Source organism: Saccharopolyspora phatthalungensis (assembly GCF_014203395.1).
Classification (GTDB): domain Bacteria; phylum Actinomycetota; class Actinomycetes; order Mycobacteriales; family Pseudonocardiaceae; genus Saccharopolyspora; species Saccharopolyspora phatthalungensis.
This window is the reverse complement of the sequence record NZ_JACHIW010000001.1, coordinates 1,797,839-1,823,772: the sequence shown is the minus strand read 5'-3', so window position 1 is coordinate 1,823,772 and position 25,934 is coordinate 1,797,839. Positions and strand designations below refer to the sequence as shown.

The following is a 25,934-nucleotide window of genomic DNA, read 5'->3' as shown; positions in this document are numbered from 1 at the left end:
CCGAGAACGGCGCGGTCAGCCGTAGAGCGCCATGTTTACCGAGACCGCGACTCCGATGGTCCCGCGGGACCAGCCGAATTCGTGGTACAGCGGAGTGACCAGCAGGCCGGCGGTGGTGGCGCAGGCACCCGCGCCAATGATCGCCAGCGCGGACACCGCGGCGACCCACCAGGCGCGATGGATGCGTGTCCGCGCGGCGGTTCCGGCCGTCGTTTTCGCTGCCGAGCCAAGTGTCATGCCTCGACCCTGCGCCGCGGCAACCAGCCGAACGAGTGGCCTGATGGCCAACATGTGCAAAAATCGGGCCATGCCTCGTCGAGTCGCGGTGTTGGTCCGCCACGGTGTGATGCCGATGGAGCTGGGGCTGGTGCACCAGCTGTTCAGGCGGGCGTGCTCGCCTGCCGGAAAGCCGCTGTACGAGGTCGTGACCTGCACGCTTGTCCCTGGCGAGGTGCGCACCGACGCGGACTTCCCGATCCACGTCACGCATGGCCCAGAAGCGCTCGCCGAGGCCGACACCGTGATCGTCCCCGCCTCGCATGAGTGCGACGAGACCGAGACCGCAGGCCGTCTCGGCGATGCCTTGGCCGACGCGTTCGCCCGCATTCCTCCCGGCGCTCGCGTCGCCTCGATCTGCACCGGTGCCTTCGTGCTGGCCGCGGCCGGGTTGCTCGACGGACGCCGGGCGACGACGCATTGGAACTCCTGCGACCAGTTCCGGCGGCTGTACCCGTCGGTCCAGCTGGATCCCGACGTCCTCTACACCGACGACGGCGACGTGCTGACCTCGGCCGGCGAGGCGTCCGGGATCGACCTGTGCCTGCACATGATCCGCTGTGACCACGGCGCGGCGGTCGCCAACGAGGTGGCGCGGCTGACCGTCGTGCCGCCGCACCGCGACGGCGGCCAGGCCCAGTTCGTCCGGCGCCCGATCCCCGAACCGCAGTCCTCGTCGACCGCGCAGGCGCGGGCGTGGGCGCTGGAGAACCTGAACCGGCCGCTGACCCTGCGCGAGTTGGCCGCGCGGGAGTCGATGAGCGTGCGGACATTCACCCGCCGGTTCCGCGACGAGACGGGCATCTCGCCGGTGCAGTGGCTTACCCAGCAGCGCATCGAGCGCGCCCGGCAGTTGCTGGAGGAGACCGATCTGCCGGTCGACCGCATCGCGGCGGACGCGGGCTTCGGCACCGCGGCCTCGCTGCGCCAGCATCTGCAGGTAGCGCTCGGCGTGTCACCGAGCGCCTATCGCGGCACCTTCCGGGGCAGCGAAGCAGCCGTCGCTAATTGAATACGACATATCCGGCAAGGGTCTTCTCAGTCTCGGCCGCGAGCCACCCGACCGCCCAGTTCCGATCGTAGGTGATCTGCGCCGACGGTGAAATGTCCGAGTCGGCCGGCGTCGCGGTGGTCTGGGGTACCACTGGCGACAGACGTCCACATCGGACCGGCCCGGCTCGCCGGCGACGGTTCAGCGCCGATCTGCTGCGCGGCTGGGCGCGGCCGGGTGGAATGAAGGGAGACGAGGAGGTCGGCATGGCAGAACAACAGCAGTGGAGCGCAGTGGACGACTACCTCGGCGGGCTGCTCGCGCCGGAAGATCCGGTACTGGCCGCCGCGCTGCGGGCCGGCGACGAGGCCGGGCTGCCACACATCAACGTGTCCGCCCTGCAAGGAAAGTTGCTGAACTTGTTGGCCCGTGCCGTGCAGGCACGCAGCGTCCTGGAGGTCGGCACGCTCGCTGGCTACAGCACGATCTGGCTCGGCCGCGCCCTACCGGCGGACGGTCGGCTGATCACGCTGGAGGCCGAGCCGAAGCACGCCGAGGTCGCGCGCGGCAACCTGGCCCGAGCGGGGCTGGACGGCATCGCCGAGGTGCGTCTCGGCCTCGCCCTGGACACCCTGCCGGAACTGGTCGGAGAGTCCTTCGACCTGGTCTTCATCGACGCGGACAAGGCGAACATCCCGGAGTACTTCCGCTGGGCCCTGGTGCTGACCAGGCCGGGCGGGCTGGTGATCGTGGACAACGTGGTGCGCGGCGGCGAGGTGGCCGATGAGCACAGCAGCGAGCCGGCCGTGCGGGGCGTGCGCCGACTCCACGAATTGCTCGCATCTGAACCGCGTGCGGCGGCTACCACGATCCAAACGGTCGGAGTGAAGGGCTACGACGGCTTCACCCTTGCCGTCGTGCTCCCGCCTGGTAAATGATCAGTTGGTCAGACCAATCCGCGGGTGCGCGGTGTGGCATGCCGGGCAACCCGCGCGCGGACCGATCACCACCCGGGAGGCAAGTTCATGACGAGTCGGCTCGCGAATCTCTTCCAGCTCGACGGACGCAAGGCGGTCGTCGTCGGTGGTGGGAGCGGTCTGGGCCGCTCCAGCGCGCTGGGACTGGCCGAATTCGGCGCGAAGGTGGTCGTCGCGGACCTGGACCCGCTCGGTGCCCAGGAGACTGCGGAGGCGGTCGGACAGCTCGGTCACGAGGCGAGCTGGCGCGAGCTGGATGTGCGGGACGGCGCGCAGGTCCGGCAGCTCGCGGAGACCGAAGCGGACGCCGACGTACTGGTCGTCACGCCCGGCATCAACGTTCGCAAGCGGCTGGTCGACACCGTCGACGAGGAATTCGACCGGGTCGTCGACATCAATCTGAAGGGCACCTACCGGCTGGTGCGGGACTTCGGCGCACGGATGGCCGAGCGCGGCCGGGGCAGCATCATCACCTTCGCCAGCTTCCGCGCCGAGGTGGTCGAACCCGGGCAGGGTATTTACGCCGCGACCAAGGCCGGCGTCGTGCAGCTCTCCCGCGCGTTGGCAGCGGAACTGGGCCCGAAAAACGTACGGGTCAACGCGATCGCGCCCGGCCCGTTCGAGACGCCGCTGACCAAGCAGATCAAGTCCGACGATATCTGGTATTCCGCTTACGCGGACAAGACCGCGCTGAAGCGGTGGGCCAACGCCGACGAGATCGCCGGTGCCGTGGTGTACCTGGCCTCCGACGCCGCGTCGTATGTGACCGGCAGCCTGCAACTGGTCGAGGGCGGCTGGACCGCGATCGACGGCCGCTTCGACCCCAGCGTCTGATTCGCTTGCGCCGTAAGCAAAAACGAGGCCCCGCCGGGGGTGGCGGGGCCTCGTGGCGAAACAGGTCAGCCAGCAATCCCGAAGTTCATGAAGTGGGTCGTGTTGTCGTGGACCTGGGTGACCACGGTGGGGCTCCAGGACACAGTCGTGGTCTCGGTGGTTTGGCTGCTGCTGGCTGTGATCCAGTCCCAGCCCCACGGGGCGTCAGCGGCGGCGGCCATACCAGCTCCGGCGAAAACCAACGGCAGCGCAAGCGCGCCCACGACGGCACTGCGGGAAAGCGAACGCATCGTGCTTCCTTTCAATCAGAGTACGTTGGCTCCCGGATCTGGGGGATCCGGAATGTGTTGCGTCATCTGTCTACCGGCAGCCACTTTTCCGCGCTGATCGAGATCGAGATCATTCACCTCAAGGTGTGCCGACCGGCTCATCGCGAAAGCCGTTCGACAGCGAGCGAAATCTCCGTAGATCTGACCTGGCAGTGCTCGATCCGCCGTGGTGGCCGGGCGATGTCGAAAGCCGTAGTCGCCGCGACCGCGGTCGAGTCAATTGCGCGGGAAACGGTTGGTGCGGTGTATGAATCGCGGGAAAGCGGACGTCAGGGCTTCTCGACTGCTGCGGCCAGTCCTCCCGTGATGCGCACCAGTTCCTCGAACGAGGTCGGGAACATCGCGTGCTTGCTGCCCGCACCGGCCCAGACCTCCGGGTAGTCGGCCAGCATTCGATCCACCACGGTCCGGATCGGCCGCGGATGCCCGACCGGGCCGACGCCGCCCACCGGCTGCCCGGTCACCTCCAGCACGAACTCCGGGGTGGCCCGCCGAATCTTGCGCGCCCCGAGCAGTCTCGCGACGTGCCTGGTGTCCACCCGGTGCGCGCCGCTGGCGACGATCAGCAGCGGCGCATCGTCGGCGGTGAAGACCAGGCTGTTAGCGATCGCGCCGAGCTCACAGCCGAGTTGTTCGGCGGCCGCTGCGGCGGTCGGCAGGTCGGTGTCGAACTCGACGACGCGGCCGGCGACATCGAGCCCGCGCAAGCAGGCGGCGAAGGTATCCGTGGCATTGCTCATGCGGCGCAGAATCCCGCAAGTCCTACGGCCGGTACAAGTCGTTTACCACGGTTGGTCGTGAGTCGCGACACGCGGCGTAACACCGGCGGGGGCGCGGTCGAAATCCCGGGTGCGGCCCGCCTGAGGTCGTTGTTCCAGCCGACACCGAGAACGGGTCTGCCTTCTTGGCCGTCCGCAGTCGCCGGGTCGGCTGTCAATCGAACATCCGGCACCGCCGTTGTCCGGCATGGGCCTCGTCACGCCCTGACGTGGTCGCGGAAAACGGTTCGTCGAGCGCCTCCCGGCGCTTCAACTCCGCCCTTGCGCGGTTCGTGCTGCCCTGCCCAACCCGCGACCTCGAAGGAAGCCAATGCCCTTGCGGCTCCTGGTGCTCGCTGTCGGCACCTTCGTCATCAACACCGGCTCCTACCTGGTCGCCGGCGTGCTGCCGGCCATCGCCAGGCACGTCGACGTGCCCGTTACGACCGCGGGCCAGCTGATCACGGTGCACGCCCTGACCTACGCGATCAGCACCCCAGTCCTGTCCACTGTGGTCGGAAGTTGGGAACGCCGGCGATTGCTGTGGCTGTCGCTGGCCCTGTTCGTCGTCGGCAACATCGCCACCGCGGTGGCCCCGGACTTCGCCATCCTGACCGCGGCACGGGTGCTCGGTGCGCTGGGCGCCAGCCTGTTCACCCCGACCGCCGTGGTGATCGCCGCCGATCTGGTGCCGCTGGATCGCCGCGGGCGCGCGGTGTCGATGGTGCTTAGCGGGCTGACTCTGGCGACGGTGATCGGCGTGCCGCTGGGTGTTGTGCTGGAGGATTCCGTTGGCTACCAGGGGTTGTTCTGGACGGTCGCGGCGCTCGGTGTGCTCGCCTCCATCGCTCTGCTGGCCCTGCCGCCGGTCCCGGCGCCGCCCGCGATGCGGATCCGGGAACGCGTGTCGGTGCTGAGCAATCGGGTTGTGCTGTGGGTCCTGGCGGTGTCGATGCTCGGCTCGCTGGCGGACTTCGCGGCCTACACGTACGCCTCGCCGATGCTGTCGTCGTTGACCGGCGCGGGCGCGGGCACCCTCGGCGTCCTGCTGTTCGTCTACGGCGTCGCGGGCGCGATGGGCAACACCGTGGTCGGGCGGATCACGGACCGTTTCGGCTCCGCGATCGGCATCGTCGGTTCGCTGCTCGTGCTCGCCGCAGGGCTGGTTTTCCTGCCCGTCGCCGGAGGTTCGGTGCCGACCACGGCGGCGATGCTGGTCCTCTGGGGACTCGGCGGCTGGGGCATCATGCCGGCCATCCAGCACCGGCTGATCTCGTTGACCCCGGACCGGGCGGGCGTGCTGATCGCCTTCAACTCGTCGGCGCTGTACCTGGGCATGGGCTTCGGCGGGCTGACCGGCGGAGCCGTCGCGGCCGAGTGGGGCTGGGCGGCGCTGGGCCCGGTGTCGGCCGCCGTCGCCGTGCTCGCCCTGGTCCTGTTCTGGCGAACCCCGACGCCCGCCCCGGCACCGGGCCCCCACCCAAGTTCCCACCGCGGCCTGCTCTGGGGACCGCAGTTTCGACTGAAGCCGCGGTCCCCATTTCGCGGCCCCGCGTGCACGGGTTCAGAGCAGCAGCGGGAGTTTGCGGACGCCGGTCATGTTGGGGCTGGGCATGAACTCCGGCCCGTTAGCCGGGTCGGTCCGCAGGTTCGGGAACCGGTCCAGCAGGATGTTCAGCGCGACCCGCCCCTCCAGCCGGGCCAGCGGTGCGCCGAGACAGAAGTGGATGCCCCGCCCGAACCCGATCTGCGGATTCGGGTCCCGCTCGATGTCGAAGACGTCCGGGTCGGTGAACTGCCGGGGGTCGCGGTTGGCCGCCGCGATCCACAGCAGCAGCAGTTCGTCGGCCGGGATCTGCGCTCCGGCGAGCTCGACCTCCCGATTGGTCACCCGGGACAGCGCCGCGAACGGGCTGAAGTAGCGCAGCGACTCCTCGATCGTCGCCGGCACCAGCGACCGGTCCGCCCGCACCTTCGCGAACTGCTCCGGGTGCGCGTCCAGGCACAGCACCGTGTTGCCCAGCAGCATCGTCGTGGTGATGTGCCCGGCGACCAGCAGCACCATCCCGAAGTTGACCACTTCGGCGTCGGTGAGCCGCGCGCCGTCCACTTCGGCCGCGACGAGCTTGCCCAGCAGGTCCTCGCGCGGAGCGCGTCGCCGCTCCCGGACGTGCTCGCCCAGGTAATCGGTCAGCTGCCGCACCTGCTCCATGGCTTTCGCCAGGTACTCTTCCTGCTCTTTCGAGCGCTCCTTGAGGGAGAACCGGTTGGAGTTCGCGAACATCGCGTCCACCCACTGCTTGAACAGGCCCCGGTCGCTGCTGGGCACGCCCAGCAGCTCCGCGATCACGATGACCGGCAGCGGATAGGCCAGGTCCGCGACCAGTTCGGTCCGGTCGTTGACCGCGTCGAGCAGTTCGCCGGTCAGCGCGGCGATCCGGGGTTCCAGGTTCGCGACGACCTTCGGCGTGAAGGCGTGGCTCACCAGCTTGCGGAGCTTGTGGTGCTGCGGCGGGTCCATCCTCACCAGGTTGCCCTCCTGGAACCCGGCCGCCTCAGGCACCAGCCGCTGGGTGTTCGAGGAGAAGGTGGCGGGGTCGCTGAGGACCTCCAGGACTTCGGGATACCCGTAGACGTTCCAGAATCCGGCCGCCGAATCGTGCTCGACCGTTCGTTCCGGTCGTAAGCCCCGCAGCCAGAACTGCGCCTTGTTGATTCCCCAGGTGTCGGCGAGGGTTGTCATGTGTTCCCCCTTCTGAATGACGACGAGCGCCACCGATCAGGTGCGCTCTGACTTTGCCCCGGAGGTGTAGATCCACTCCCGGTAGTTCGTGTTGATCTCGTCGAACAGCGAGCTGATCTCGGCCGCCGCGGCGGTCAGGGAGGCGCGGTCCGGACCGTGGTCGGGTTCGAAGGCGCGCCGCAGGGTCCGCCCCAGCGCGTCCGCCTTGGACTGGTCGTCCAAGGCCGCCATGTTTGGGTTGAGTTTGTCCACCAGGAAGAACCCGGAGGCCACGGCGTTCAGCGAGAAGGTCAGGTCCGGCACGTCGTCGCGCACCAGGCCGTACTTGGTGATCAGTTCGAAGTACCGTTCGGTGAATTCCTGCCCGCGGTTGCGCGCCGTGCTCCGCTTGAGGTTGCCGAGCAGTTCCGCATCGCCGGTGACCAGCGCCCGCGTCAGCGGCCTGCGCTGGGTGGCCAGGAACGAGGCCCGCATGAACCGGTGTGGCCGGACCTCCTCGGGATCGCGACGCACGCCGTCGACGAGCTCGGTGATCATGGCCACCGATTCGCGCAGGAACAGCGACTCGAACAGCTGTTCCTTGGTGCGCCAGTGCAGGTAGACGGTGCCCTTGCCGATACCGGCCTGCCTGGCGATGTCCTCGATGGTCACCTTCCGGTACCCCAGCCGAATCATCAGTTCGCCCGCCGCGTCGAGGATGCGGTCGGGGCGTTCGGTGGGCTGCGGCATGGGACGTCTCCAAGGTCGGGTCCGGCTCATCTGATGACCACATGACCAGATTTGAAAATTGGTCACGCCGTCATGGACCACGGTAGCGCGCACCAAAGCCGTGAGCAATGGGTCACCCGAAGGCGTCGCCCCATGCCTCTGCCGAGCGAAGCTCGGCGCGCGCCGCCGCTCCGGCGGGACTAGTTTCTGAAGGGCTTTTCCGGCGGCCCCGAAGGGCGCACCATGGGATTCGGGGTGTTCTACGCAACCGAACATCGCCGCCCGACCTACGCTGACGAGCGGGACCAGGTGAGGGCCGTCCCTGCTCGGCAGTGGTCGGAGCGGATCATGGAGAGGCCGCCTCTACGCACAGGGCGGCCTCTCTTTATGCGCGCGGCCGCCACGCGCTCCGCCCCCGTGAGATGCCGATTCATGGAAATCGACGGGTGGATTTCCCATTGAGGTCGACCCGGGTCACGTCACCGGCAGCTCCACGCTGGCGGTCTCCGCCGAAAGCGCGAGGACGCGTCCACCGCGCTCGCCGAGCTCCCGCAGTCGTTCCAGCGCGGTGGCGTTGAGCTGCACCGTCGCGCTCGCGCGCTCGCTGCTCGCGAGGTCTTCGAACGCTCGCCGCGCCGCGTGACCAAAGTCCACTGTGGACTTTAGTCCGCCGGTAGAAGCGAGCGACCCGCGCGCCGCGCCGAGCCGGCCGAGCGCGTCGTCGACCGCGTCCAGCAGCGCGACCCGGTTGCCTTCCGTCATGGCCCGCACCAGCTCCGGCGCGGTGCCCGCGACCCGGGTGCCGTCGCGGAACGAGCCCGCAGCCAGCGACAGCGACAGCGGGCCGCCGTCCGCGCCGACCGCAGCGAGCACCGCGGCGAACAGGTGCGGCAAGTGCGAGACCCGCGCGACCGCGGAGTCGTGCGCGGATGCCGAGGTGGGCACCACCTGGGCGCCGCAGTCGAGCGCGAGCTGAGCGGCCTCCCGCCACGCCTCCAGCGTGGTGTTTTCCTCGACGATCACCGCCCAGGCCGCCCCGGCGAAGAGCTCGCCCGAGCCGGCCGACCAGCCGGAACTCGACACCCCGGCCATCGGGTGGCCGCCGGCGTACCGGGCGCTGGGCAGCAGGCTGCGGACCTCGGCGTCGACCGGATCCTTGACGCTCACCACATCGGTCAGCAAGGCGTCGGGGGCGTGCTCGGCGATCTGCCGAAGCACCTCGCGCACGGCGGTCAACGGCGTCGCGACGACCACGAGCGCGTCCGCTTCGGCGGCTCGGCGCAAGGCCGACTCGGCGTCGACTACGTCGAAGCCCTCCGCCCGCGCTTCGGCGGCGTCCGCTTCCGATGCGGTGGCCCCCCAGACGGGGCGTCCGGCAGTGGCGGCGGCTCGCAGCACAGAGCCCCCGATGAGTCCCAGTCCGATCACGCACACGGCACGCATCGGTCCATCCTGCCCGACTTTCGCCGGCGATCACGCACCCGGTTGAGCGGCAAACGAGGCCCGGAAGGTGACGCGCGCACAATAGTGCTTTCGGGTGGCGTTCGTACGCTCTACGGTGTCCTCATGACGGTGCAGGAGCCGGTCGCTGGCTTCGCCGTCGCCGTGGTGCGGGAGGACGGGCGGTGGCGGTGCAGCACGATGGACAAGTCGGTGCTGACCGGCCTGGACGCCTCGATCACGGCGTTGCGCGAGCTACGTTCCACCGGCGCGGTGTTCGGTATGTGCAATGTGGACGACGAGTTCTTCGTGCTGATCAGGCCAGTGCCCGGCGGGGTGGACCTGCTGCTGTCGGATGCCGCCGCGGCGCTGGACTACGACATCGCGGCGGACGTCCTCGACCTGCTGCGCATCGACCCGCCGGATGAGGACGACGAAGAGGTGTGGCCGGAGGGCAACCTCGCTATCCTGTCCGACCTCGGGCTGCCGGAGGGCGAGCTGCTCGTGATCATCGAAGAGGTCGACCTCTACCCCGACGAGCAGCTGGAGATGATCGCCCAGCGCTGCGGCTTCGGGGACAACTTCGCGAAGGTGCTGGAGAAGCTGGACCAGTGAGCACATCCGGTGCCCGCGCCGAGGATGCCGAGTTGGTGCGGGCCGCGTTGCGAGCCGCCGCCGAGGCACCGTCCACAGGGGATGTTCCGATCGGTGCGATCGTGGTCGACCAGGACGGGCGGATCCTCGCCCAAGCGCACAACCGGCGCGAGGAGCTGCAGGACCCCACGGCGCACGCGGAGATCCTCGCGCTGCGCGCAGCGGCTGCGGTGCACGGCGACGGCTGGCGCCTAGAGGGCTGCACGCTCGCGGTCACGGTGGAGCCCTGCACGATGTGCGCCGGTGCCCTGGTGCTGGCGAGAGTGGCCCGAGTGGTCTTCGGGGTGTGGGAACCCCGGACCGGCGCGGTGGGCTCGCTCTGGGACGTGGTGCGAGATCGCCGGCTGAACCACCGGCCGGAGGTGGTCGGCGGCGTGCTCGCCGACGAGTGCGCGGCGGTGCTGGAGGGCTTCTTCGCCGAACACCGCACGTGAGACGGTCACACTGGCGAAGCTGTCATATTCCACCGATTCGGGCGGCCTGTCCGCACCGCGAACGACATGCCCTGCTGTGACGATGAATCCGTCCCGATCCGGCGGGGCGGACTCATCGCGTTGCGGGGGGTGACGTGGAGCCGACCGATGCAGTTCTGGCGACGCGCATCGCGGCGGGCGACGTCGATGCCTTCGAACTGCTGGCGCGCCGCTTCTCCGACGGGGTGTTCGGCATGGCGCTGCGGATGCTCGGCGATCGGGCCGAAGCCGAGGACGTGGTGCAGGACGTGCTAGTCACGGTGTGGCGGCGCTCCGGGGAGCTCGCCGAGCCGGCCGCCCTGCGGACCTGGTTGTTCCAGGTCGCACGCCGGAACTGCCTGATCGTGCTGCGCCGGCGCCGGACGCGCCGCACCGAACCGGTCGGCGTGGTGCCCGAGCACCGGCCCGTGGTCGGGGCGGCGGTGACGACGGCCGACCCGCAGCGGATCGCGGAGGCGGCGGCGGGGGTGCTGGCGTTACGGCGCGCTCTCGCGGGCCTGCCGGCCCAGCAGCGCGACGTCTGGCTGCTCGCCGAGGTCGACGGGCTGTCCTACATCGAGATCGGCCACCGGGTCGGGGTCGGCGAGCAGGCCGTGCGCGGTCGGCTCTCGCGGGCCAGGGCCACCCTCGCGGACATGATGCGCGCCTGGCGTTGACCCCCGGTGCCAAGCGATATCGGGCGGCCGGTACGCTAGCTGGCGGTAGCGTGTCCGAGCGGCCGAAGGAGCACGCCTCGAAAGCGTGTGAGGTTAACAGCCTCCGTGGGTTCGAATCCCACCGCTACCGCAGGTGAGGGCCGGTCCCCGTCACGGGCGGGGACCGGCCCTTTGTCATGCGGTTGCCGGAGTCATATTTAACCTGCGGATTCATATCCAACCCGCGCAGTCATATCCAACGGAGTCCAAACGTCGCCGGAGCCGGGTCGCGTTCCGCTCGGCATACATCTCGGCCCCGGCCGCCATGCCGAGTTTCTCGTAATGCCGTTCGCAACCGACGCGCGCGGTTTTCTCGGTCACGGTGACCGGCTTTCTTGCTTGTTCTGGCGGGTTTACGTGATCAGGTGCCTTTCGTCGCAGGGCTTCGGTAATTTCCCTGGAGCATGTCGCCGGGCGAGGGGAAGCCGAAGTGCGCATCACGTCGTTGCTGACGGCCACCGGACTGCTGCTGACGATTCCGTCGACCGCGGTGCACACGGTGACCGCCGTCGCGCAGCAGCAAGTCCGCATCCACGACATCCAGGGGGCCACCCGGGTCTCCCCGCTGGTCGGCCGGCCGGTGGCCGGGGTGCCCGGTGTGGTGACCGGGGTGCGCGGCTCCGGCCCGGCCCGCGGATTCTGGTTCCAGGATGCCGAGCCCGACGCTGACCCGCGCACCAGCGAAGGGTTGTTCGTGTCCACCGGTAACCAGATCCCGGCGGTGGCAATCGGCGACGCGGTCGCGGTTGGCGGGCGGGTCGCGGAGTACTACCCGATCGCCGAAGGGGAAACACCGGAGACCACGCCGAACCAGTCCGTCACCGAACTCGTCGAGGCGACCTGGCAGGTCACCGGCAAGGGCGGCGTTCCCATCGAGGCGGTCGGGCCGGAAACGGTCCCGTCCGAACTGGCCCCGCAGGACGGCGCGATCGACAAGCGGGAGTTGGAACCGCAGCGATTCGCGCTTGACTACTACGAGTCGCGCGAGGGGATGTTGCTGAGGGTCGACAACGCGCGGGTCGTCGGGCCGACCGACGCGTTCCGGGCGCTGTGGATCACCAGCAAGCCGGATGAGAACGCCAACGGCCGAGGCGGCACCACCTACACCGGCTACGCCAACGCCGGGCGGCTCAAGGTCGAGTCCCTATCGGTCGCGCCGTTCCCGGCGGCGAACGTCGGCGACAGGTTGCGCGGCAGCACAGAAGGCCCGCTGGACTACACGCGCTTCGGCGGATATGTGCTGGCTGCTACGCGGCTCGGCGAGCACGTGGCGGGGGATCTGCAACCGGAGTCGACGCGACCGCAGTGCGCCAACGAGCTCGCGATCGCCACGTACAACGTCGAGAACCTCGCCGTTGGAGGCGACCCGGCCAAGTTCGCCCGGTTGGCCGAGGGTGTCGTGGACCGGCTCGCGGCGCCGGACATCGTTGCGCTGGAAGAGGTTCAGGACAACACCGGACCGGCCGACGACGGCGTGGTAGCCGCGGACCGAACCTTGCGCGAGTTCACCGACGCGATCGTGGCGGCGGGCGGGCCGCGCTACCTCTGGCGGCAGATCGACCCGGAGAACAACGCCGACGGCGGGCAGCCTGGCGGCAACATCCGGGTGGCGTTCCTCTTCAACCTGGCCCGAGTGTCCTTTGTGGATCGACCCGGTGGGAGTGCGACCACGCCCGTGCACCCGGTGGCCGACGGCGAGCGCGTCGCGTTGAGCGCCTCGCCGGGACGCATCGACCCGGCCAACGCGGCGTGGCGGGAAAGCCGAAAACCGTTGGTGGGCGAGTTCCTGTTCCACGGCAAACCGGTTGTCGTGGTGGCCGACCACTTCGCCTCCAAGGGCGGTGACCAGCCGCTGCACGGCCGGTTCCAGCCGCCCGCGCGGACCTCGGAGGAGCAGCGGGAGCAGCAGGCGCGGGCGGTGCGCGGGTTCGTCGACGAGGTGCTGGCCATCGACGGTCGGGCCAGGGTCGTGGTGCTCGGCGACCTCAACGACTTCGGGTTCTCCTCGGCCCTGGCGCCGCTTACCGCCGGAGGCGCGCTGGTGCCGCTCGCCGAGGAGCTGCCGCCGGTCGAGCGCTACAGCTACGTCTTCGAGGGCAATTCGCAGCAGCTGGACCACATCCTCGTCAGCCCCGCGATCACCGCCGACTACGACATCGTCCACACCAACGCTGAGTTCGCCGACCAGGCCAGCGACCACGACCCCCAAATCGCGCGCCTCCGACGCTAACGCGGCTACGGCATCGCGGGTGGTGACCGTCGCTGCGGCCACCAAGGCGCGGTCAGGGCCGGATGTTCTGGTTCAGGTGGAAGAGGTTGTCGGGGTCGTACGCGCGTTTCACCTGGACCAAGCGGTCGTAGTTGCCCTTGTAGTTCGCCCTGATCCGGTCCTGGTCGTCGCCGGCCATGAAGTTGACGTAACCGCCCTCCTCCGACAGCGGCGCGATCGCGGAGTAGTAGTCGCGCACCCAGGCGATGTTGGCCTTGTTGGCCCCCGGGTCGGGCCACATCCCGGCGATCACGGTCGCGAAGTTCGCGTCCCGGTACGCGAACGCCGTGGCGTCCGGCGCGACCCGATGGCATGCGCCGTCGATCGGGTAGATGTGCACCGTCGAGTTCACCACCGGCACCTTCGGGCCGTATTCGACGTGCGCGTCGATCATCTCGTCGGTCAGCTTGACCACGAAGTTGGCCTTCCAGTAGTGCTGGAGACCCGGCGGGACGAGCACATCGAACATCGTATTGAGCAGCGGGTACGGCATCGGGCCGACGTGCTCGGCGACGATCGGGGCGATGTCGCGTAACGGCTGGAGGGCGGCCGGGCCCGCATCGAGCGGACCCGCCCAGCAAGTGACGATCGCGATCAAGGTATCGCCGTGCCGGTTTTCCGGAATGAACGGCAGCGGCGGTGCGATCTGGAAAGCCGGAAACGCGCAAAGCTCCTCGGGCGCGTCGGCGATGATCTCGCGGTAGGACCGCAGCACGTTCGCGACCTGGTCCAGGTCGAAGAAGATGAGGCCGCCGTAGATATCGCGCACCGGCGCGAGCTCGTACTCGAACGAGGTCACCACGCCGAAGTTGCCGCCACCACCGCGCAGCGCCCAGAACAGGTCTTCGTGCTGCCGCTCGTCGGCGACCACCAGCTCACCGGAGGCGGTCACGACATCGGCCGAGATCAGGTTGTCGCAGGACAGGCCGTGGCCGCGCGACAGGTAACCGATGCCGCCGCCGAGGGTGAGCCCGCCGATGCCAGTGGTCGAGATGATGCCACCGGTGGTCGCCAGGCCGAACGCATACGTCGCGGCGTTGAGGTCTCCCCAGGTCGCGCCGCCGTCGGCCCGCGCGGTGCGATCGCCCGGCGCGACGCGCACACCGCGCATCGGCTTCAGGTCGATCACGACTCCGTCATCGCAGGTACCGAACCCAGGCACGCTGTGCCCGCCGCCACGCACGGCGAGATCGAGCCCGTTCTCCCGCGCGTAATCGACGGCCGCGACGGCGTCCCCGGCGTTGACGCACTGCACTATGGCGTGCGGACGGCGGTCGATCATGGCGTTGTGAACGCTGCGGGCCTGCTCGAATCCCTCGTCCTGCTGGCTGATCACCGGCCCCCGAACCCGCTCCCGCAATTTCTCGATCGTAATCCCCATCGGTGCCACTCCGCCCCGGATAACGTGCGCTATCGCAACAACAGTGCGGCGCACCAGCGCGGCCGGACAGGGACGTTCGACCCGGGTGCAAACGAAAGAGACCCGAACGCGGCGTCCGCGTCCGGGTCTCTGACCAGCGGAGGATACGGGATTCGAACCCGTGAGGGCTATTAACCCAACACGATTTCCAATCGTGCGCCTTAGGCCGCTCGGCCAATCCTCCGTGCGGAAGCCTAGCAGGGCGACCTTCGAACAGCGGATACGGGTCATGACCTGGGCTGACGGCCGGAAGTCGAGATCAAGCACAGCGCCCCGCCCGGCAGGTACCGGGCGGGGCGACTGGGGTGGTCATCAGTGGTCGAGCTCGCCCCTCTTGACGGTCTCTAGGAAGGCAGACCAGGTCGCTGGGGCGAACATGAATGCGGTGCCCAAGGGATCCTTGCTGTCCCGTACGGCGTTGGCGAACCTGGCAACTTCGATGCAGTTGTTGTTGCCGGTGGTGCGGCTGGACTTGCGCCAAGTGACCGGCCCAAGCTCTGGGGCTCGCATGTAGCCCTCCTAGGTGAGTTCCTCGATCCGCCGTTTGAGCATCGTCGTCGACTCTCGGTCGCCGAGTGCTGTCACACGGAGCTTATCGAACACTTCGCGGTACACGGCTGTGTGGCCGGGACGGTCGAGGTAGTCCGCATCCGTGAGTCCTTCGAGGTAGGCGAAGGTCGCTACCGGGTCCGCGAGGTGGATCAACGTGAACGACGTGCCGAGCGCGATGTGCTCGCCGCTTCTGAAGGGCAGCACTTGGATCGTGACGTGCCGGAGTCGGCCGATGCGAACCAGGTGTTGAAGCTGAGCACAGAGCAAGTTTCGGCCACCGACTTCCCTGTGCAGGGCAGCTTCCCCGAGCACGACCCAGAGCGAGGGCGGTTCGTTGGTATGGAGGCGCTCGCCGCGCTGCAGTCGCTCGGCTACTCGTGCCTCGATCTCGTCTGCGGTATTCGCGACCGAGAGTGAGAGGACCGCCCGGGCGTAATCCTCGGTTTGAAGCATGCCAGGGATCAGCTCACCGTCGTAAACCTTGATCTCTGCTGCGGCGGTCTCCAGTGCGACGTATGTCTGTCCCCAATCGGGCACGCGCGACGGTCGGTCCCGTTTGCGTGCCTCGGACCCGAGTCGGCGAACTTTCTCGGCTTCCTCGCCCTCGACGCCGTAGAGCTCGATGAGGCGGTCAATCTCGGGAAGGCTGATCGTCACGTCGCCCTTTTCGAGCTTGGTCACCTTCGCGACGTACCAGCCGAGTTTGGGCGCGACGTCCTTCGGCTTGAGCTCGGCGCGTTCGCGCAGTAGGCGAAGGATGATCCCAAGCTGTACTCGCCTGACGGCAGGGTTCAGGGCGTCGGAGTTGACCATGACCGCCATCCTCCACCGGGCGGCCTTGCCTTGTCATTCAACATCTACCCCATCCGGGCGATTTTGAATCAGGAATTCCTAACTATCAATTCCGTTGTGGGTATGTTGATCGACGAGAGGTCAGGGGTCTTCTGCCGGGCGAGGTGTTCGCTGGTAGAGGCGGGTTCTTGTGTGACGGGGGCGCATCGGATGGAAGGCGCGGATGGCACGGGCAGCTTGGACAACGACACAGGAACTCCGAGGAAGGAACTCGCGATCTGGAGTATGTGTTGGAGCGCCGCAGCCCGGCCGAGTTGCACGTTCTTGTCGGTGAGCGGCTCAGCGCGCTCGCTTCCGCGCGGGATCGGTCGTGACCAGCCCGCTGCCCGGGCTGGGGTCGCCGACCGGGGGAAAGCACGATGCTCTGCACCTCCTCGACCTCTGTTTGTCCAGTCAGACAGGCCGTCATGTCGCCTACCCCGAATTTCCGTGTTGCCCCAAGGAGTTGATGGAAACGCAGAAGATCTCGCGAGGTAACCGAATCGCAGGAGCACAGCGGGAAACCCTCGCCCGCACCTTGAAAACGCGGTACGAGCAGGGAGCCAGCATCCGGCAACTCACCGAGGAGTCCGGGCGGTCGTTCGGGGCGGTGCGTCGCATGTTGTGCGAGGCCGGTGCACAGCTGCGACCCCGTGGTGCGCCACGCGCCCCCGAGCCTCCTGCGCCGCCGATGCTTTTTCGCATCACGCTATGACCGCGAAAAAGGCGATGCCCAAACGGTTCCTGCCGATCACGTGGCCAGCTCACGCGACGATCAACACAAGGTGACCGGACCGCCGATCCCAACACCCGTCGACATCGACCCCGTTGCAACCGCGGTCGGACACGACATCGACGAGAAACCGGAGACCGACAACGACGGTTGAGCAGTTCCCGCTGAAATGGGCAAAGGCCGGCGCGGCCGAGGTGAGCTTCGCGCCGGCCCTTGTCGTGTCTGCGCCTTTCGAGTGATCTTGCGTCAGGGGAGCAGCGAAGCAAGATCATCTCTGTACCGTGCTGAACTGGAAAGCCGCCGAATCAGGGGGAAAGTTTGGTATACGGCGAAAAGGACGTGATGCGGGAACACGTAGACGTGGCACCCTCCGTGATCCGCGCCGAGCACGTCGCACCAATGGACGAGGAGGAACTTCCAGCGACCGCGTATATCCCATGCCAGCGCGTCACGAAAGGCGCCACCGATGTGACCGTGGAACTGCGCGACACTGCCGACGGGCAACGGGCTCTACTTGCCTTCACGTCGGTGCAGGAACTCGTTGACGGGTGCGGTGACGGCCAGGCGTGGGTTGCCGTGCAGGGCGAACAAATCGTCGACATCAAAGGCCGCAGCGGTGCGGACGTCGTCCTTTGGGACGCGGCTTTGCCGGTCGAGGACCGTCGCACACGGTTCCAACAGGGGAAATAGATGGCGGACCTGAACGCGAATCCGGAGTTGCTCGACGCGCTCGCGAGCCGCCTCCGCAACGCCAGTGCCGACCTTGAAGCCCACGCCGCGGCGCCGCCGGACCCGCAGGCCGGCGTCATTACCGGAGCGGTGCAAGGAGCCCTGGCACTGCTGATCGATGCACTCGGCAACTTGTCCAGCGGCATAAGCGCCGTCGGCGACGCAACTGCGGAAAGCCGAGCCGTGTACGCCGATACCGATTACGAGCACGCCGTCGCGATGCAGGCCAGCGAACTCGCGGCCGAGCAACCACGTTGACTGGGGATGAATGATGTCGCTGGACACCGAAGTCAAGGGAGATCCCGACAGTCTCACCGCCGTCTACGACTGGGCGTACCGGCAGTCCGATGGCGTCGAAGAAGCCGCACGGCAAATCCAGCTTGCCAGCGCCGAGTCCGAGGCAGGCTGGAAAGGTGCTGCGGCCGACGGGTTCCGCGCCGTGTTGATCGCCGTAGGCAAGATGGCTGACACCGAAGTCCGGGCGTTGCAAGACACCTGCCGCGAGCTGCAAACCCACGCCGACGACCTACGCACCGTCAAGGCGATGATGCAACGGGCCCAGGACGTAGCCGCCCTGGGCGGACTGGTGGTCCATGGCTTCACAATCGAAGAACCCGGGCCCGCACCACCAGACCCCAAGCCACTCCCGGAGGGACGCCAAGGAACTCCAGCGGAGCAGCAAGAACACGCGGCAGCCGTGCAAGCGCAGGCGGCGTTCGACCGCAAGGCAATGGCCTACGCACAGGCCAGCCAGATCGTGAAGGAAGCACGGGACAAGGAATCGCAGTCCCAGCACATCCTCGTGCGGTTCCTATCTGGGGTACTGGACCCGGTGAAACTCTCGCTCACCCTCACCGACATCTCATGCGGTGTCATCGGCGCGACGGCCGTGCGCATGAGCAAGTACCGTCGGCTCGCTGAAGATGCGATGAGCAAGGCCGAACGCGCGGCCAAGCTCACGACCAGCCAGAACCTGAGCATCGCCAACCGCAGCAAGGCCGCCGCCATCCAGATCACCAATGAGCTGCGCGCCAAGGAAGCGATGGACCAAGCCGTCGCTACGCGCGCCTCACGGGTGATCGGCCGCTTCCCCCCGCGGGTGCAGGACCAACTGGAGCGCTTGGACCGCAAGCTCGTCCCGAAGAGCGTCAAGACCGCCAACCCGTACCTCAAGGGCTCCGTGCGCTTCGGCAAGATTGTTCCCGGCCTGGGAATCATCGCCACCGGCTTGGGTATTGGATACGACATTGGCCAGGGCAAGGACCCGACCATTGCGGTCGCCAGCGGCACGGCCAGCCTCGTTTCCGGCGCGATCATCGGTGCTGCGATCGGCGGACCGCCAGGAGCGATCGCGGGCGGAATCGTCGGTGTCGGAGTCGGTTTCACGGTCGATGAACTCGGCGATGAAATGATCAACCTTGGTAAGAAGCTCGAAGAGATCAATCCGAAGATGACACGCTAAGGATTGCTCGTGACGGCGACACTCCCCCCGAAACCCAACTCCCGCACCGGCGAGCCTCGCCCACCCCAAGCGCCCAGGTTCACCGCGTTCGGCGAACTTCCTCGCAGGTCACCAAAGCTCGCGCGGTACCCGCAGGCCCCAGCCGGGCGAGGGCCGGTGCTGGAGTGGTACCAGGGCACGATCGATGGAGCGATCATTTCGGGCTTTGTCGTGTCCGGACTTGGGTTCCTCATCCTCTGCTTCAAGGACTGGGGCTTTGACTGGATGTGGAACACGCCCTGGCTCTGGGCCCTCGTGGTTGGCGTGGCGCCCCTCTGGGCTGGCTGGCAACTTCTCTGCGACCGCTGGGGAATTTCGGCAGGAGCGGACTGGCTCGCGGTCAAAGGTGGCTACGTCGACTTGTACGAGCTCACTGAGGTCAAGGTTGTGGGCACCAGCGGCGGGCTGGCGTGGGACCTGGAGCTCACCGACAAGAAGGGCACCGAGCTATCGCTCAACACCCGGGAGGTCCAGGCTAACCAAGCGCTTTGGGACCTCGTCTACAACGGCATCCTCAACTCAGTCCTGCGGAGCAGCGCCAAGACCAACCAACGAGCCCTTGACAAGCTTCGACTGCGCTGAAATTCCGAGCGTGGCTGTTCGGGCTCGCGCCTGCGGATAGGCGGCTAGGTGGCCCGTGTCGATCATCCGCCTCGTGACGATCTCGCTCCGACAGGCAGTGGTGTGGTCCAGCGCTGGCTTCGGTCGATGACGGGCACTATTCGGCACCCCGCAGCCTCACCTGATGTGACGCAGACCACTTTTGTCCCTTTGGTAACGGATTTTTCATGGGTCGCGATTAGGCGCTTGACTACAACTACAAAACTGGGAGATCTGGATGGCGTTGGCCGTCATCATGTTGATCGGAATGGCTGCGACCGTTGCCATGAGCATCGTTCTGTGGCAGCTGAAGGCGCGGGATCGCAGCATTTTGCCCTGGATCGTGGTCGGCCTCCTGGCGATGTTCATTTGGCCGATCTCGCTGTGGGTGGCGATCGGCTTGTGGTGGTATTGGCGCGGTCGGTCCGTTCCGCCTGCCGGGGGCGCTTATCAGCAGGTATCGCAAAGGGGAGCGCGTGGTCCTTTGATCACGGTGGCATGCGCTTTCAGTTCGCTGATCACGATTTTCCTCCTCGCCGCGCTCGTCCCACCGCAGGAGCAATCGAACCAGGCGAAACCCGCTGTGGTTACCGACGTCCCGTCCTCGGTATCACAGGCCCCTTCGGCATCGCAGACGCCGCCCGCGCCGCTCGTGCAGGATGCCGTCGTATCGGAGATCGTCGACGCGGACCGGGTCAAGGTCCAGATCGTGGGTAAAGCGGCCCAGGTGGTGCGACTCGCTGGCGTTCGCAGCCCGGTACTGGGCGCGGACCCCGAATGCTGGGGAGCCGAAGCCAAGGCGTTCGCTGAACAGGCCTTGCTGGGCAAGGCGGTACGTATCCAGCTTGACCCGGCGGCGGAGGCTGGCTCGCAGGTAGAACAGACCGCGGTGGTATTCGTTCCTGGTGGCGCCAACTACTCGGTTCTCGCTCTCGAACAGGGGCAAGCGCGTTTGTCCGCGCAAGGTGCGCCTGCCGAATTGATCGCCGAATTCGCGCGTGCGGAGGCGGATGGGCGAGTGGCACAGCGAGGGGTGTGGGGAGCGCCGTGCTTCGGCGCGATTCGTCTGGCGCCGCCGCCAAGCCCGGCACCGGTCCCCAGCCCGGCATCGGCCCCAAGCCCGGAGCCGAGCCCAGTGCCGGAACCACGGCGGGCGCAGCCTAAACCGGCCCCGAAGCCGGAACCGGAGCCTGCACCTGAAGTTGAGGAGCGCCCGGCGGCGGCTTACTACCCGAACTGCTCGGCCGCCAGGGCGGCGGGCGTGGCACCGCTGCACCGGGGAGAACCCGGCTATTCCTCGAAATTGGACCGGGACGGTGACGGCATCGCTTGCGAAACGTGAGCGGCGGTCACGCGGCGTTGAATAGCCCGAAATTGACCGGGGGCATCGTCCAAGCGGACACGGGTTCCTTGGCGGCCGCACCGTTGGACCGAGTTTCGCCTCGGTCCAACGGTGCAGGGTGTGCGATGGCAATGAGATTTGCTCGCGGTCATCCGATGTTTGCTCGGTAAAAATGAATGCCGGCGGTCGGATTTGGGACTCGCGCGGTTCGGCTTGGAACGAGCTTTGCGCAGCTTCAATTCGACCTGGCTAGTGTCCAGGAACGTTGGCCGGGGTATCGAGGGCGCGTGGCGTTTCCGCGCGAAATCGGCGACCCGGACAGTGGGGGTCTCCGCTTCGGCCACGTGGTGCCGCCGACCGAATGATCACCTTGATTGTTCGGTGTTCATCCTGTGCACGCTGGCCTTCTTGGTGCACGGGTTGACCGGGGTGCCGTCTGTGGGTGGTCCGTGGCTTGGTCGTACTCAAGCGAATCCACGCTGTCGTAGCACTGGCGGGCGCTGGAGGGGGTCCCCTGACCAGGGCCGGGGCCTTCGGCGGGCGCGTGGCGGCGCTGCGCTGGATGGCGGAGAACCTTCCGGCGGATCAATGATCGGGGGCCGCTTCCGCGGCCTCGCGCAGCGTCGGGTTACACTGACCGTGGACCTCGTGCGGCGTCCATCCTGTGAACTCCCCCAGGGCCGGAAGGCAGCAAGGGTAAGCGGGCTCTGGCGGGTGCACGGGGTCCCCTTTATTGTCTGGGGCGCTTTTCGGGCCCCGTTCGAGTTGTCAGCCGGACCGCGTAGGGTTTTGACCGTGGCGCTCGCCCTCTACCGCAAGTACCGACCGGCGACCTTCGCTGAGGTCGTCGGGCAAGACCACGTCACAGAGCCGCTGCGGACCGCGCTGTCCTCCGGTCGGATCAACCACGCGTACCTGTTCTCCGGGCCGCGCGGTTGCGGCAAGACCTCCAGCGCCCGCATCCTCGCCCGTTCGCTGAACTGTGCTCAGGGGCCGACCGCCGACCCGTGCGGGGAATGCGATTCGTGCGTCGCGCTTGCGCCCGAAGGCGGCGGCAGCGTCGACGTCGTCGAACTCGACGCGGCCAGCCACGGTGGCGTCGACGACACTCGCGAGCTGCGTGACCGGGCGTTTTTCGCGCCGGCCCAATCGCGGTACCGGATCTTCATCATCGACGAGGCCCACATGGTCACCACGCAGGGCTTCAACGCCCTGCTGAAGATCGTCGAAGAACCGCCCGAACACCTGATCTTCGTCTTCGCCACCACCGAACCGGACAAGGTGCTCACCACCATCCGGTCTCGGACCCACCACTACCCGTTCCGGTTGATGCCGCCGGGCGTGATGCGCGAACTCATCGAACGCATCTGCCGAGACGAAGACGTGCGCGTCGAGCCCGCGGTGTATCCGCTGGTGATCCGCGCCGGTGGCGGCTCCGCCCGTGACACATTAAGCGTGCTTGACCAGCTGCTCGCCGGGGCGAACGCCGAGGGCGTCACCTACGAGCGCGCGATGGCGCTGCTCGGGGTCACCGACATCGCGCTGATCGACGACATGGTCGATGCGCTCGCGGCCGGTGACGGTGCCGCCGTTTACAGCACGGTCGACCGGCTCGTGGAAGCCGGGCACGATCCCCGCCGGTTCGGATCCGACCTGCTCGACCGGCTGCGCGACCTCGTGCTGCTCCACTCGGTGCCGGACGCTGCGGAGCGCGGACTGGTCGAGGCCGCCGGTGACGAGCTCACCAAGATGCAGAGCCAGGCCGAACAGCTGGGCGCGGCAACGCTGTCCCGGTTCGCCGAGATCGTCCACACCGGACTTGCCGAGATGCGCGGCGCGACTGCGCCCCGGTTGCTGCTCGAACTGCTCTGCGCGCGGATGCTGCTGCCGACCGCATCCGACTCGGAAACCGCTTTGCTGCAAAGGTTGGAGCGCGTCGAGCGCCGAATGACCATTGCGCCAGGTGAGGGCGCGCCGGCTGCGTCCGCCGCCGCGCAGCCCGCCGCCCCGGCGGCCGATAGCGAGGCGCGGCCCAAGCGCGTCTTCCAGCGCCCGCACGAGCGCGCCGCGCAGGAAGCGGCGGAGCCGCCGCGCGCGGAACCTGCACGCCCGGCGACGCCCCCGCAAGCGCCCGCACCGGCGACGCCTCCGCCGGCACCCGCAGCTGCGCCGCCCCCGCAGGCGGCTGAGCAGGGGCCGCCTCAGCCTCCGGCGGTGCCGCAGGCGGCTGAGCCGAGCCCGGCGCCGGCGGAGGCCGGGTTCGACGCGGCTGCGGTGCGGCAGGTGTGGTCAGGAGTCCTACAGGCGGTTGCGAAGCGGAACCGGCCGACGCAGGCGCTGCTGCTCAACGCGACGGTGCAGGATCTCAACGGCGGCGCGCTCGTGCTGTCGATGCCGACCTCCGGGCTGGTCAAGCAGCTCGCCCAGCAGCGACGACTGGACTTCGTCCGGGAGGCGCTGCGCGAGGTGATCGGCGGCGAGTGGGACATCGAGTGCGTCGAGGCCGGTGCGGCACCGCCGCCGCCGACTCGACCGGCCGCCCCGAAGCAGCCGCCGCAGCGCCGTTCGACCAGCCAGCAGAGCGAGTCCGCTGGGGCCAATCCCCAACAGTCCGCGAACGCCCGGGCCGCCAACGGCCACCCGCCCGGCCAGTCGGCCAACGGCCGGACCTCGCCACGGCCGCAGTCGAGTGCGTCCCCGCGCCAGGGTTCGGTGCCGCGCCCGCCGGAGCCGGACGACATTCCGCCGCCGCCCGAGCCGCCGGACGACGAGCCGCCACCGGACGACATTCCGCCTCCGGAGCCGCCCAGGCCCCCGCAGCCGTCGCGGGATCCGCAGCCGCCGCAGGAACCGCAGGCGACGCGGGAACCGCAGCCGCCGGTCACCGACGACGAGGAAGACCCGGAGGCGATGCTGGCCGAATCGTCCCCAATGGACGCTTCGGTGCGCTCCGGGCCGGATCCGGAGGCAGCTGCAGTGGAACTCTTCGAGCGCGAGCTCGGCGCCCGCCGCATCGACGACTGAAAAGCCGTCGTGAACACCTGACCAGGGCCCAGCCCGGTTGGGCGCTCACGACCTGAGGTGGCGGGCGAGGAACGCGAGGGCTCGCGGGTAGGCGTCGAGGCGGTTGGTCCGCTTGGCCAGGCCGTGGCCCTCGTCGCCGTAGACCAGCAGCTCGCACTCCAGGCCCTTGGCCCGGACCGCCGCCGCGATCTGCTCGGCTTCGGACAGCGGCACCCGGGGGTCGTTCGCCCCGTGCAGCACGAACAGCGGTGCAGCGATCGCGGCGACCCTGGTCAGCGGTGACGCCTCGCGGAGGAACCCGGCGTCGGCGGCGAGCGAGCCGTACTCGCGCTCGCGGTGCGCGCGCCGGTACGCGGCGGTGTTCTCCAGGAACGTGACCAGCGACGAGATCCCGACGATGTCGACCCCGGCCGCCCACCGCTCCGGCTGGAACGCCAGCCCGGCGAGCACCATGTACCCGCCGTAGGAGCCGCCCCACAGCGCCGCGCGCTTGCGGTCCAGCCCGATCGTCGGCAGCCAGTCGTGCAGGTCGCCGAGATCGGCCACCGACTCCAGCCGCTTGCGCCCGTCGTCGGCGGAATACCAGCGCTTCCCGTATCCGGTGGAGCCGCGCACATTGGGCACCAGCACGGTGTGCCCTTGCGCGACGAGCGCCTGGACGATCGGGTTGAACGACCGCACCGCCTGGCTTTCCGGGCCGCCGTGGATGATCAGCACCGCCGAACCGGCCAGCTCCGGATCGGCCGCCTCCGGGCAGTACACGGCGCACGGCAGCTGCTCGTCATCGCGGGTCGGCACCCGGTGCGCGGTCGGCTCCACCGGCCGCTGCCCGTCGAGCTGCGCGGCGGAGTCGGTCAGCGACTCGTATTCCCCCGTCGCGGCGTCCACCAGCAGCACGTCGCCGGGGACCGTCGGGGCGCTGAACGACAACGCGACGAATCGCGAGTCCGGTGACCAGACCGGGGTGGGCAGCGGGAATGCGCACCAGCCGTCGGCGGGCAACCGGACCACGCGCATCAGGTGACCGGTGGCGGCGTCGTGCAGTGTCAGCCGACTCGCGCCGTCCTCGTTGGCCTGCACCAGCAGCGTCGATCCGTCCGGGGAGAGCCAGCCGGTGAGGTCGTGCTCGTCGGAGGTCACCAGCCAGCGCCGCGCACCGGTGCGCGGGTCGATGCGCGCGATGCCGGTGCGGTCCCGGTCGGCGTCGGTGCTGACGATGAGCCCGGAATCGTCGGGCAGCCAGTCGATCTGGAAGTGCCGGGCGGGCTCGTCGCGGCGGGTCAGCGGCAGCACGTGATCGGCCTCGGTCATCGGCAGCGTGTTGACCACGATCAGCCGGTCGGACATCGGCCGGTCGGCGGGCACGGTCAGCGCCAGGTAGTGGCTGTCCGGTGCGGCCGCCGCCTCCATCACCATGCCGCCCCGGTCGTAAACCACCTGCTCCTCGCCGGTGACCGCGCTGCGGATCACCACGTCGAAGTCGATGCCGTTGCGGCGGTTGGTCGAGTAGACGATCCGGCCCGGCAACACGTCGAGCAGCCGGTGCACCTGGTCCGGGTCGCGGACCAGCGGCTCCAAGTCGCGCAGCTGCGCCGGACGGAGCAGTGGTTTGTCCAGGCGCAGCAAGGAGAGCTGGCCGCGCTCGTCGCCGTCGGTGTCGTGCTGCACGATCACGGCCCGTTCGCCGGGCAGGTAGCGGCCGGTGACGGCGCCCGGAAGCGCCGTAAGCGGGGTCCGCCGGCCATCGGCGAGCTCGACCAGTTGGGTCGAACCGGACTCGTCGGACCCGGCCAGCACCTGGCCGGTGTCGGCGACGTCGAAGGCCCGCCAGCTGGTCAGCTCCAGTAACCGCACGATGTCCAGCGCCATGTGATCACCCTGTCATGCTTCCTGCGCGCCGCCCAGGGGCACGGGACCGTGCGTGCGGCTCGCGCGCGGGGCGCCGCCTCCCGCACCGCCAGGCGGACCAGGCCATGCATTCTCTAGGCTGGTGGGGTAACCGTTGCGGGGTACGTGCACGCGCCAGCCGGAGGAGGATCACGGTGCAGCCAGGTG

At 68.4% G+C, this 25,934-nt stretch carries 25 protein-coding genes, 2 tRNA genes, 1 other RNA gene and 1 pseudogene; 18 read left to right on the top strand and 11 right to left on the bottom strand.

The features are described 5' to 3' along the window. Positions 1 to 15: 15 nt before the first annotated feature. Positions 16 to 237: a hypothetical protein gene (locus tag BJ970_RS37680; protein ID WP_246470768.1), complete on the bottom strand. Its 222-nt coding sequence runs from the start codon at positions 235 to 237 to the stop codon at positions 16 to 18. A 43-nt stretch (positions 238 to 280) separates the two neighbouring features. Here BJ970_RS37680 and BJ970_RS08110 point away from each other — a divergent pair, with 43 nt between their 5' ends. From BJ970_RS08110 to BJ970_RS08100, 3 genes are all read left to right on the top strand, one after another. Next, the gene (locus BJ970_RS08110; protein WP_184725555.1) at positions 281 to 1,288 is read left to right on the top strand and encodes a GlxA family transcriptional regulator; all 1,008 of its coding nucleotides are present in this window, start codon (positions 281 to 283) and stop codon (positions 1,286 to 1,288) included. A 245-nt stretch (positions 1,289 to 1,533) separates the two neighbouring features. Next, positions 1,534 to 2,205 carry an O-methyltransferase gene (locus BJ970_RS08105; protein ID WP_184725553.1) on the top strand — a complete coding sequence of 224 codons (672 nt, stop codon included), beginning with the start codon at positions 1,534 to 1,536 and terminating at the stop codon, positions 2,203 to 2,205. Between the two features lie 87 nt (positions 2,206 to 2,292). Beyond that, positions 2,293 to 3,078 (top strand): SDR family NAD(P)-dependent oxidoreductase, encoded by a 786-nt coding sequence (locus tag BJ970_RS08100; protein ID WP_184725551.1) that lies wholly within the window; start codon positions 2,293 to 2,295, stop codon positions 3,076 to 3,078. A gap of 65 nt (positions 3,079 to 3,143) precedes the next feature. Here the strand turns inward: BJ970_RS08100 and BJ970_RS08095 are convergent, their stop codons facing one another. Together BJ970_RS08095 and BJ970_RS08090 are read right to left on the bottom strand one after the other, a co-directional pair. Continuing rightward, positions 3,144 to 3,368 carry a hypothetical protein gene (locus BJ970_RS08095; protein ID WP_184725549.1) on the bottom strand — a complete coding sequence of 75 codons (225 nt, stop codon included), beginning with the start codon at positions 3,366 to 3,368 and terminating at the stop codon, positions 3,144 to 3,146. A 308-nt stretch (positions 3,369 to 3,676) separates the two neighbouring features. Beyond that, complete coding sequence (locus BJ970_RS08090) at positions 3,677 to 4,147, bottom strand: YbaK/EbsC family protein (protein ID WP_184725547.1); 471 nt, start codon at positions 4,145 to 4,147, stop codon at positions 3,677 to 3,679. A gap of 349 nt (positions 4,148 to 4,496) precedes the next feature. On the opposite strand from BJ970_RS08090, the pseudogene BJ970_RS08085 reads away from it, so the two are divergent. Further along, positions 4,497 to 5,606 (top strand): annotated as a pseudogene (locus tag BJ970_RS08085) (MFS transporter); the annotation flags it as partial. Between the two features lie 123 nt (positions 5,607 to 5,729). On the opposite strand, the gene BJ970_RS08080 reads toward BJ970_RS08085, so the two are convergent. From BJ970_RS08080 to BJ970_RS08070, 3 genes are all read right to left on the bottom strand, one after another. Then, positions 5,730 to 6,908, bottom strand: coding sequence for a cytochrome P450 (locus tag BJ970_RS08080; RefSeq protein WP_184725545.1), 1,179 nt, complete (start codon positions 6,906 to 6,908; stop codon positions 5,730 to 5,732). A gap of 36 nt (positions 6,909 to 6,944) precedes the next feature. Next, complete coding sequence (locus tag BJ970_RS08075) at positions 6,945 to 7,637, bottom strand: TetR/AcrR family transcriptional regulator (RefSeq protein WP_184725543.1); 693 nt, start codon at positions 7,635 to 7,637, stop codon at positions 6,945 to 6,947. Between the two features lie 453 nt (positions 7,638 to 8,090). Beyond that, a complete protein-coding gene (locus BJ970_RS08070; RefSeq protein ID WP_184725541.1) occupies positions 8,091 to 9,059 on the bottom strand; it encodes a prephenate dehydrogenase in 969 nt (322 codons plus the stop codon). A gap of 123 nt (positions 9,060 to 9,182) precedes the next feature. On the opposite strand from BJ970_RS08070, the gene BJ970_RS08065 reads away from it, so the two are divergent. From BJ970_RS08065 to BJ970_RS08045, 5 genes are all read left to right on the top strand, one after another. After that, positions 9,183 to 9,671, top strand: coding sequence for a tRNA adenosine deaminase-associated protein (locus BJ970_RS08065; RefSeq protein WP_010307658.1), 489 nt, complete (start codon positions 9,183 to 9,185; stop codon positions 9,669 to 9,671). Further along, on the top strand, positions 9,668 to 10,144 hold the full coding sequence (locus BJ970_RS08060) for a nucleoside deaminase (protein ID WP_184725539.1): 477 nt from the start codon (positions 9,668 to 9,670) through the stop codon (positions 10,142 to 10,144). The genes BJ970_RS08065 and BJ970_RS08060 overlap by 4 nt, the downstream gene beginning before the upstream one ends. A 134-nt stretch (positions 10,145 to 10,278) precedes the next feature. Continuing rightward, complete coding sequence (locus BJ970_RS08055) at positions 10,279 to 10,839, top strand: RNA polymerase sigma factor (RefSeq protein ID WP_184725537.1); 561 nt, start codon at positions 10,279 to 10,281, stop codon at positions 10,837 to 10,839. A gap of 44 nt (positions 10,840 to 10,883) precedes the next feature. Beyond that, a tRNA-Ser gene (locus tag BJ970_RS08050) sits at positions 10,884 to 10,969 on the top strand. A 339-nt stretch (positions 10,970 to 11,308) separates the two neighbouring features. Further along, positions 11,309 to 13,108 (top strand): DUF8508 domain-containing protein, encoded by a 1,800-nt coding sequence (locus tag BJ970_RS08045; protein WP_184725535.1) that lies wholly within the window; start codon positions 11,309 to 11,311, stop codon positions 13,106 to 13,108. 52 nt (positions 13,109 to 13,160) lie between these two features. Here the strand turns inward: BJ970_RS08045 and BJ970_RS08040 are convergent, their stop codons facing one another. The 4 genes from BJ970_RS08040 to BJ970_RS08025 all read right to left on the bottom strand — a co-directional run bounded on the left by BJ970_RS08040 (position 13,161) and on the right by BJ970_RS08025 (position 15,932). Then, a complete protein-coding gene (locus BJ970_RS08040; protein ID WP_184725533.1) occupies positions 13,161 to 14,528 on the bottom strand; it encodes an FAD-binding oxidoreductase in 1,368 nt (455 codons plus the stop codon). Between the two features lie 137 nt (positions 14,529 to 14,665). Further along, a tRNA-Ser gene (locus BJ970_RS08035) sits at positions 14,666 to 14,751 on the bottom strand. A gap of 128 nt (positions 14,752 to 14,879) precedes the next feature. Further along, complete coding sequence (locus BJ970_RS08030; protein ID WP_184725531.1) at positions 14,880 to 15,077, bottom strand: DUF397 domain-containing protein; 198 nt, start codon at positions 15,075 to 15,077, stop codon at positions 14,880 to 14,882. Positions 15,078 to 15,086: 9 nt separating this feature from the next. After that, entirely contained in the window at positions 15,087 to 15,932 is an 846-nt protein-coding gene (locus BJ970_RS08025) for a helix-turn-helix domain-containing protein (protein WP_184725529.1), read from the bottom strand. A 487-nt stretch (positions 15,933 to 16,419) separates the two neighbouring features. Here BJ970_RS08025 and BJ970_RS36980 point away from each other — a divergent pair, with 487 nt between their 5' ends. The 9 genes from BJ970_RS36980 to BJ970_RS07985 all read left to right on the top strand — a co-directional run bounded on the left by BJ970_RS36980 (position 16,420) and on the right by BJ970_RS07985 (position 23,879). Continuing rightward, positions 16,420 to 16,665, top strand: coding sequence for a helix-turn-helix domain-containing protein (locus BJ970_RS36980; protein WP_221467086.1), 246 nt, complete (start codon positions 16,420 to 16,422; stop codon positions 16,663 to 16,665). Further along, positions 16,604 to 16,837, top strand: coding sequence for a hypothetical protein (locus BJ970_RS08020; protein ID WP_184725528.1), 234 nt, complete (start codon positions 16,604 to 16,606; stop codon positions 16,835 to 16,837). Before BJ970_RS36980 ends, BJ970_RS08020 begins: the two co-directional genes overlap by 62 nt. Positions 16,838 to 17,082: 245 nt before the next feature. Beyond that, a complete protein-coding gene (locus BJ970_RS08015) occupies positions 17,083 to 17,373 on the top strand; it encodes an SAV_915 family protein (RefSeq protein WP_246470767.1) in 291 nt (96 codons plus the stop codon). After that, positions 17,374 to 17,670 carry a hypothetical protein gene (locus BJ970_RS08010; protein ID WP_184725526.1) on the top strand — a complete coding sequence of 99 codons (297 nt, stop codon included), beginning with the start codon at positions 17,374 to 17,376 and terminating at the stop codon, positions 17,668 to 17,670. It begins immediately after the preceding gene. A gap of 13 nt (positions 17,671 to 17,683) precedes the next feature. Continuing rightward, complete coding sequence (locus BJ970_RS08005) at positions 17,684 to 18,874, top strand: hypothetical protein (protein WP_184725525.1); 1,191 nt, start codon at positions 17,684 to 17,686, stop codon at positions 18,872 to 18,874. Positions 18,875 to 18,883: 9 nt separating this feature from the next. Then, positions 18,884 to 19,495: a hypothetical protein gene (locus BJ970_RS08000; RefSeq protein ID WP_184725524.1), complete on the top strand. Its 612-nt coding sequence runs from the start codon at positions 18,884 to 18,886 to the stop codon at positions 19,493 to 19,495. 256 nt (positions 19,496 to 19,751) lie between these two features. Next, positions 19,752 to 20,855 carry a thermonuclease family protein gene (locus tag BJ970_RS07995; RefSeq protein ID WP_221467085.1) on the top strand — a complete coding sequence of 368 codons (1,104 nt, stop codon included), beginning with the start codon at positions 19,752 to 19,754 and terminating at the stop codon, positions 20,853 to 20,855. A 638-nt stretch (positions 20,856 to 21,493) separates the two neighbouring features. Further along, positions 21,494 to 21,588: signal recognition particle sRNA small type (ffs, locus tag BJ970_RS07990), an RNA gene on the top strand. 62 nt (positions 21,589 to 21,650) lie between these two features. Beyond that, entirely contained in the window at positions 21,651 to 23,879 is a 2,229-nt protein-coding gene (locus tag BJ970_RS07985; RefSeq protein WP_184725521.1) for a DNA polymerase III subunit gamma and tau, read from the top strand. Between the two features lie 45 nt (positions 23,880 to 23,924). Here BJ970_RS07985 and BJ970_RS07980 read toward each other — a convergent pair whose 3' ends face one another. After that, positions 23,925 to 25,748 (bottom strand): S9 family peptidase, encoded by a 1,824-nt coding sequence (locus BJ970_RS07980; protein WP_184725519.1) that lies wholly within the window; start codon positions 25,746 to 25,748, stop codon positions 23,925 to 23,927. Positions 25,749 to 25,934 lie beyond the last annotated feature (186 nt).

Bases quoted from the DNA above. Each gene is read 5' to 3' on its own strand.
- BJ970_RS37680 (WP_246470768.1), bottom strand. From the start codon at position 237: ATGACACTTGGCTCGGCAGCGAAAACGACGGCCGGAACCGCCGCGCGG.
- BJ970_RS08110 (WP_184725555.1), top strand. From the start codon at position 281: ATGGCCAACATGTGCAAAAATCGGGCCATGCCTCGTCGAGTCGCGGTG.
- BJ970_RS08105 (WP_184725553.1), top strand. From the start codon at position 1,534: ATGGCAGAACAACAGCAGTGGAGCGCAGTGGACGACTACCTCGGCGGG.
- BJ970_RS08100 (WP_184725551.1), top strand. From the start codon at position 2,293: ATGACGAGTCGGCTCGCGAATCTCTTCCAGCTCGACGGACGCAAGGCG.
- BJ970_RS08095 (WP_184725549.1), bottom strand. From the start codon at position 3,368: ATGCGTTCGCTTTCCCGCAGTGCCGTCGTGGGCGCGCTTGCGCTGCCG.
- BJ970_RS08090 (WP_184725547.1), bottom strand. From the start codon at position 4,147: ATGAGCAATGCCACGGATACCTTCGCCGCCTGCTTGCGCGGGCTCGAT.
- BJ970_RS08080 (WP_184725545.1), bottom strand. From the start codon at position 6,908: ATGACAACCCTCGCCGACACCTGGGGAATCAACAAGGCGCAGTTCTGG.
- BJ970_RS08075 (WP_184725543.1), bottom strand. From the start codon at position 7,637: ATGCCGCAGCCCACCGAACGCCCCGACCGCATCCTCGACGCGGCGGGC.
- BJ970_RS08070 (WP_184725541.1), bottom strand. From the start codon at position 9,059: ATGCGTGCCGTGTGCGTGATCGGACTGGGACTCATCGGGGGCTCTGTG.
- BJ970_RS08065 (WP_010307658.1), top strand. From the start codon at position 9,183: ATGACGGTGCAGGAGCCGGTCGCTGGCTTCGCCGTCGCCGTGGTGCGG.
- BJ970_RS08040 (WP_184725533.1), bottom strand. From the start codon at position 14,528: ATGGGGATTACGATCGAGAAATTGCGGGAGCGGGTTCGGGGGCCGGTG.
- BJ970_RS08030 (WP_184725531.1), bottom strand. From the start codon at position 15,077: ATGCGAGCCCCAGAGCTTGGGCCGGTCACTTGGCGCAAGTCCAGCCGC.
- BJ970_RS08025 (WP_184725529.1), bottom strand. From the start codon at position 15,932: ATGGTCAACTCCGACGCCCTGAACCCTGCCGTCAGGCGAGTACAGCTT.
- BJ970_RS36980 (WP_221467086.1), top strand. From the start codon at position 16,420: ATGGAAACGCAGAAGATCTCGCGAGGTAACCGAATCGCAGGAGCACAG.
- BJ970_RS08015 (WP_246470767.1), top strand. From the start codon at position 17,083: ATGGACGAGGAGGAACTTCCAGCGACCGCGTATATCCCATGCCAGCGC.
- BJ970_RS08010 (WP_184725526.1), top strand. From the start codon at position 17,374: ATGGCGGACCTGAACGCGAATCCGGAGTTGCTCGACGCGCTCGCGAGC.
- BJ970_RS08005 (WP_184725525.1), top strand. From the start codon at position 17,684: ATGTCGCTGGACACCGAAGTCAAGGGAGATCCCGACAGTCTCACCGCC.
- BJ970_RS07995 (WP_221467085.1), top strand. From the start codon at position 19,752: ATGGCGTTGGCCGTCATCATGTTGATCGGAATGGCTGCGACCGTTGCC.
- BJ970_RS07980 (WP_184725519.1), bottom strand. From the start codon at position 25,748: ATGGCGCTGGACATCGTGCGGTTACTGGAGCTGACCAGCTGGCGGGCC.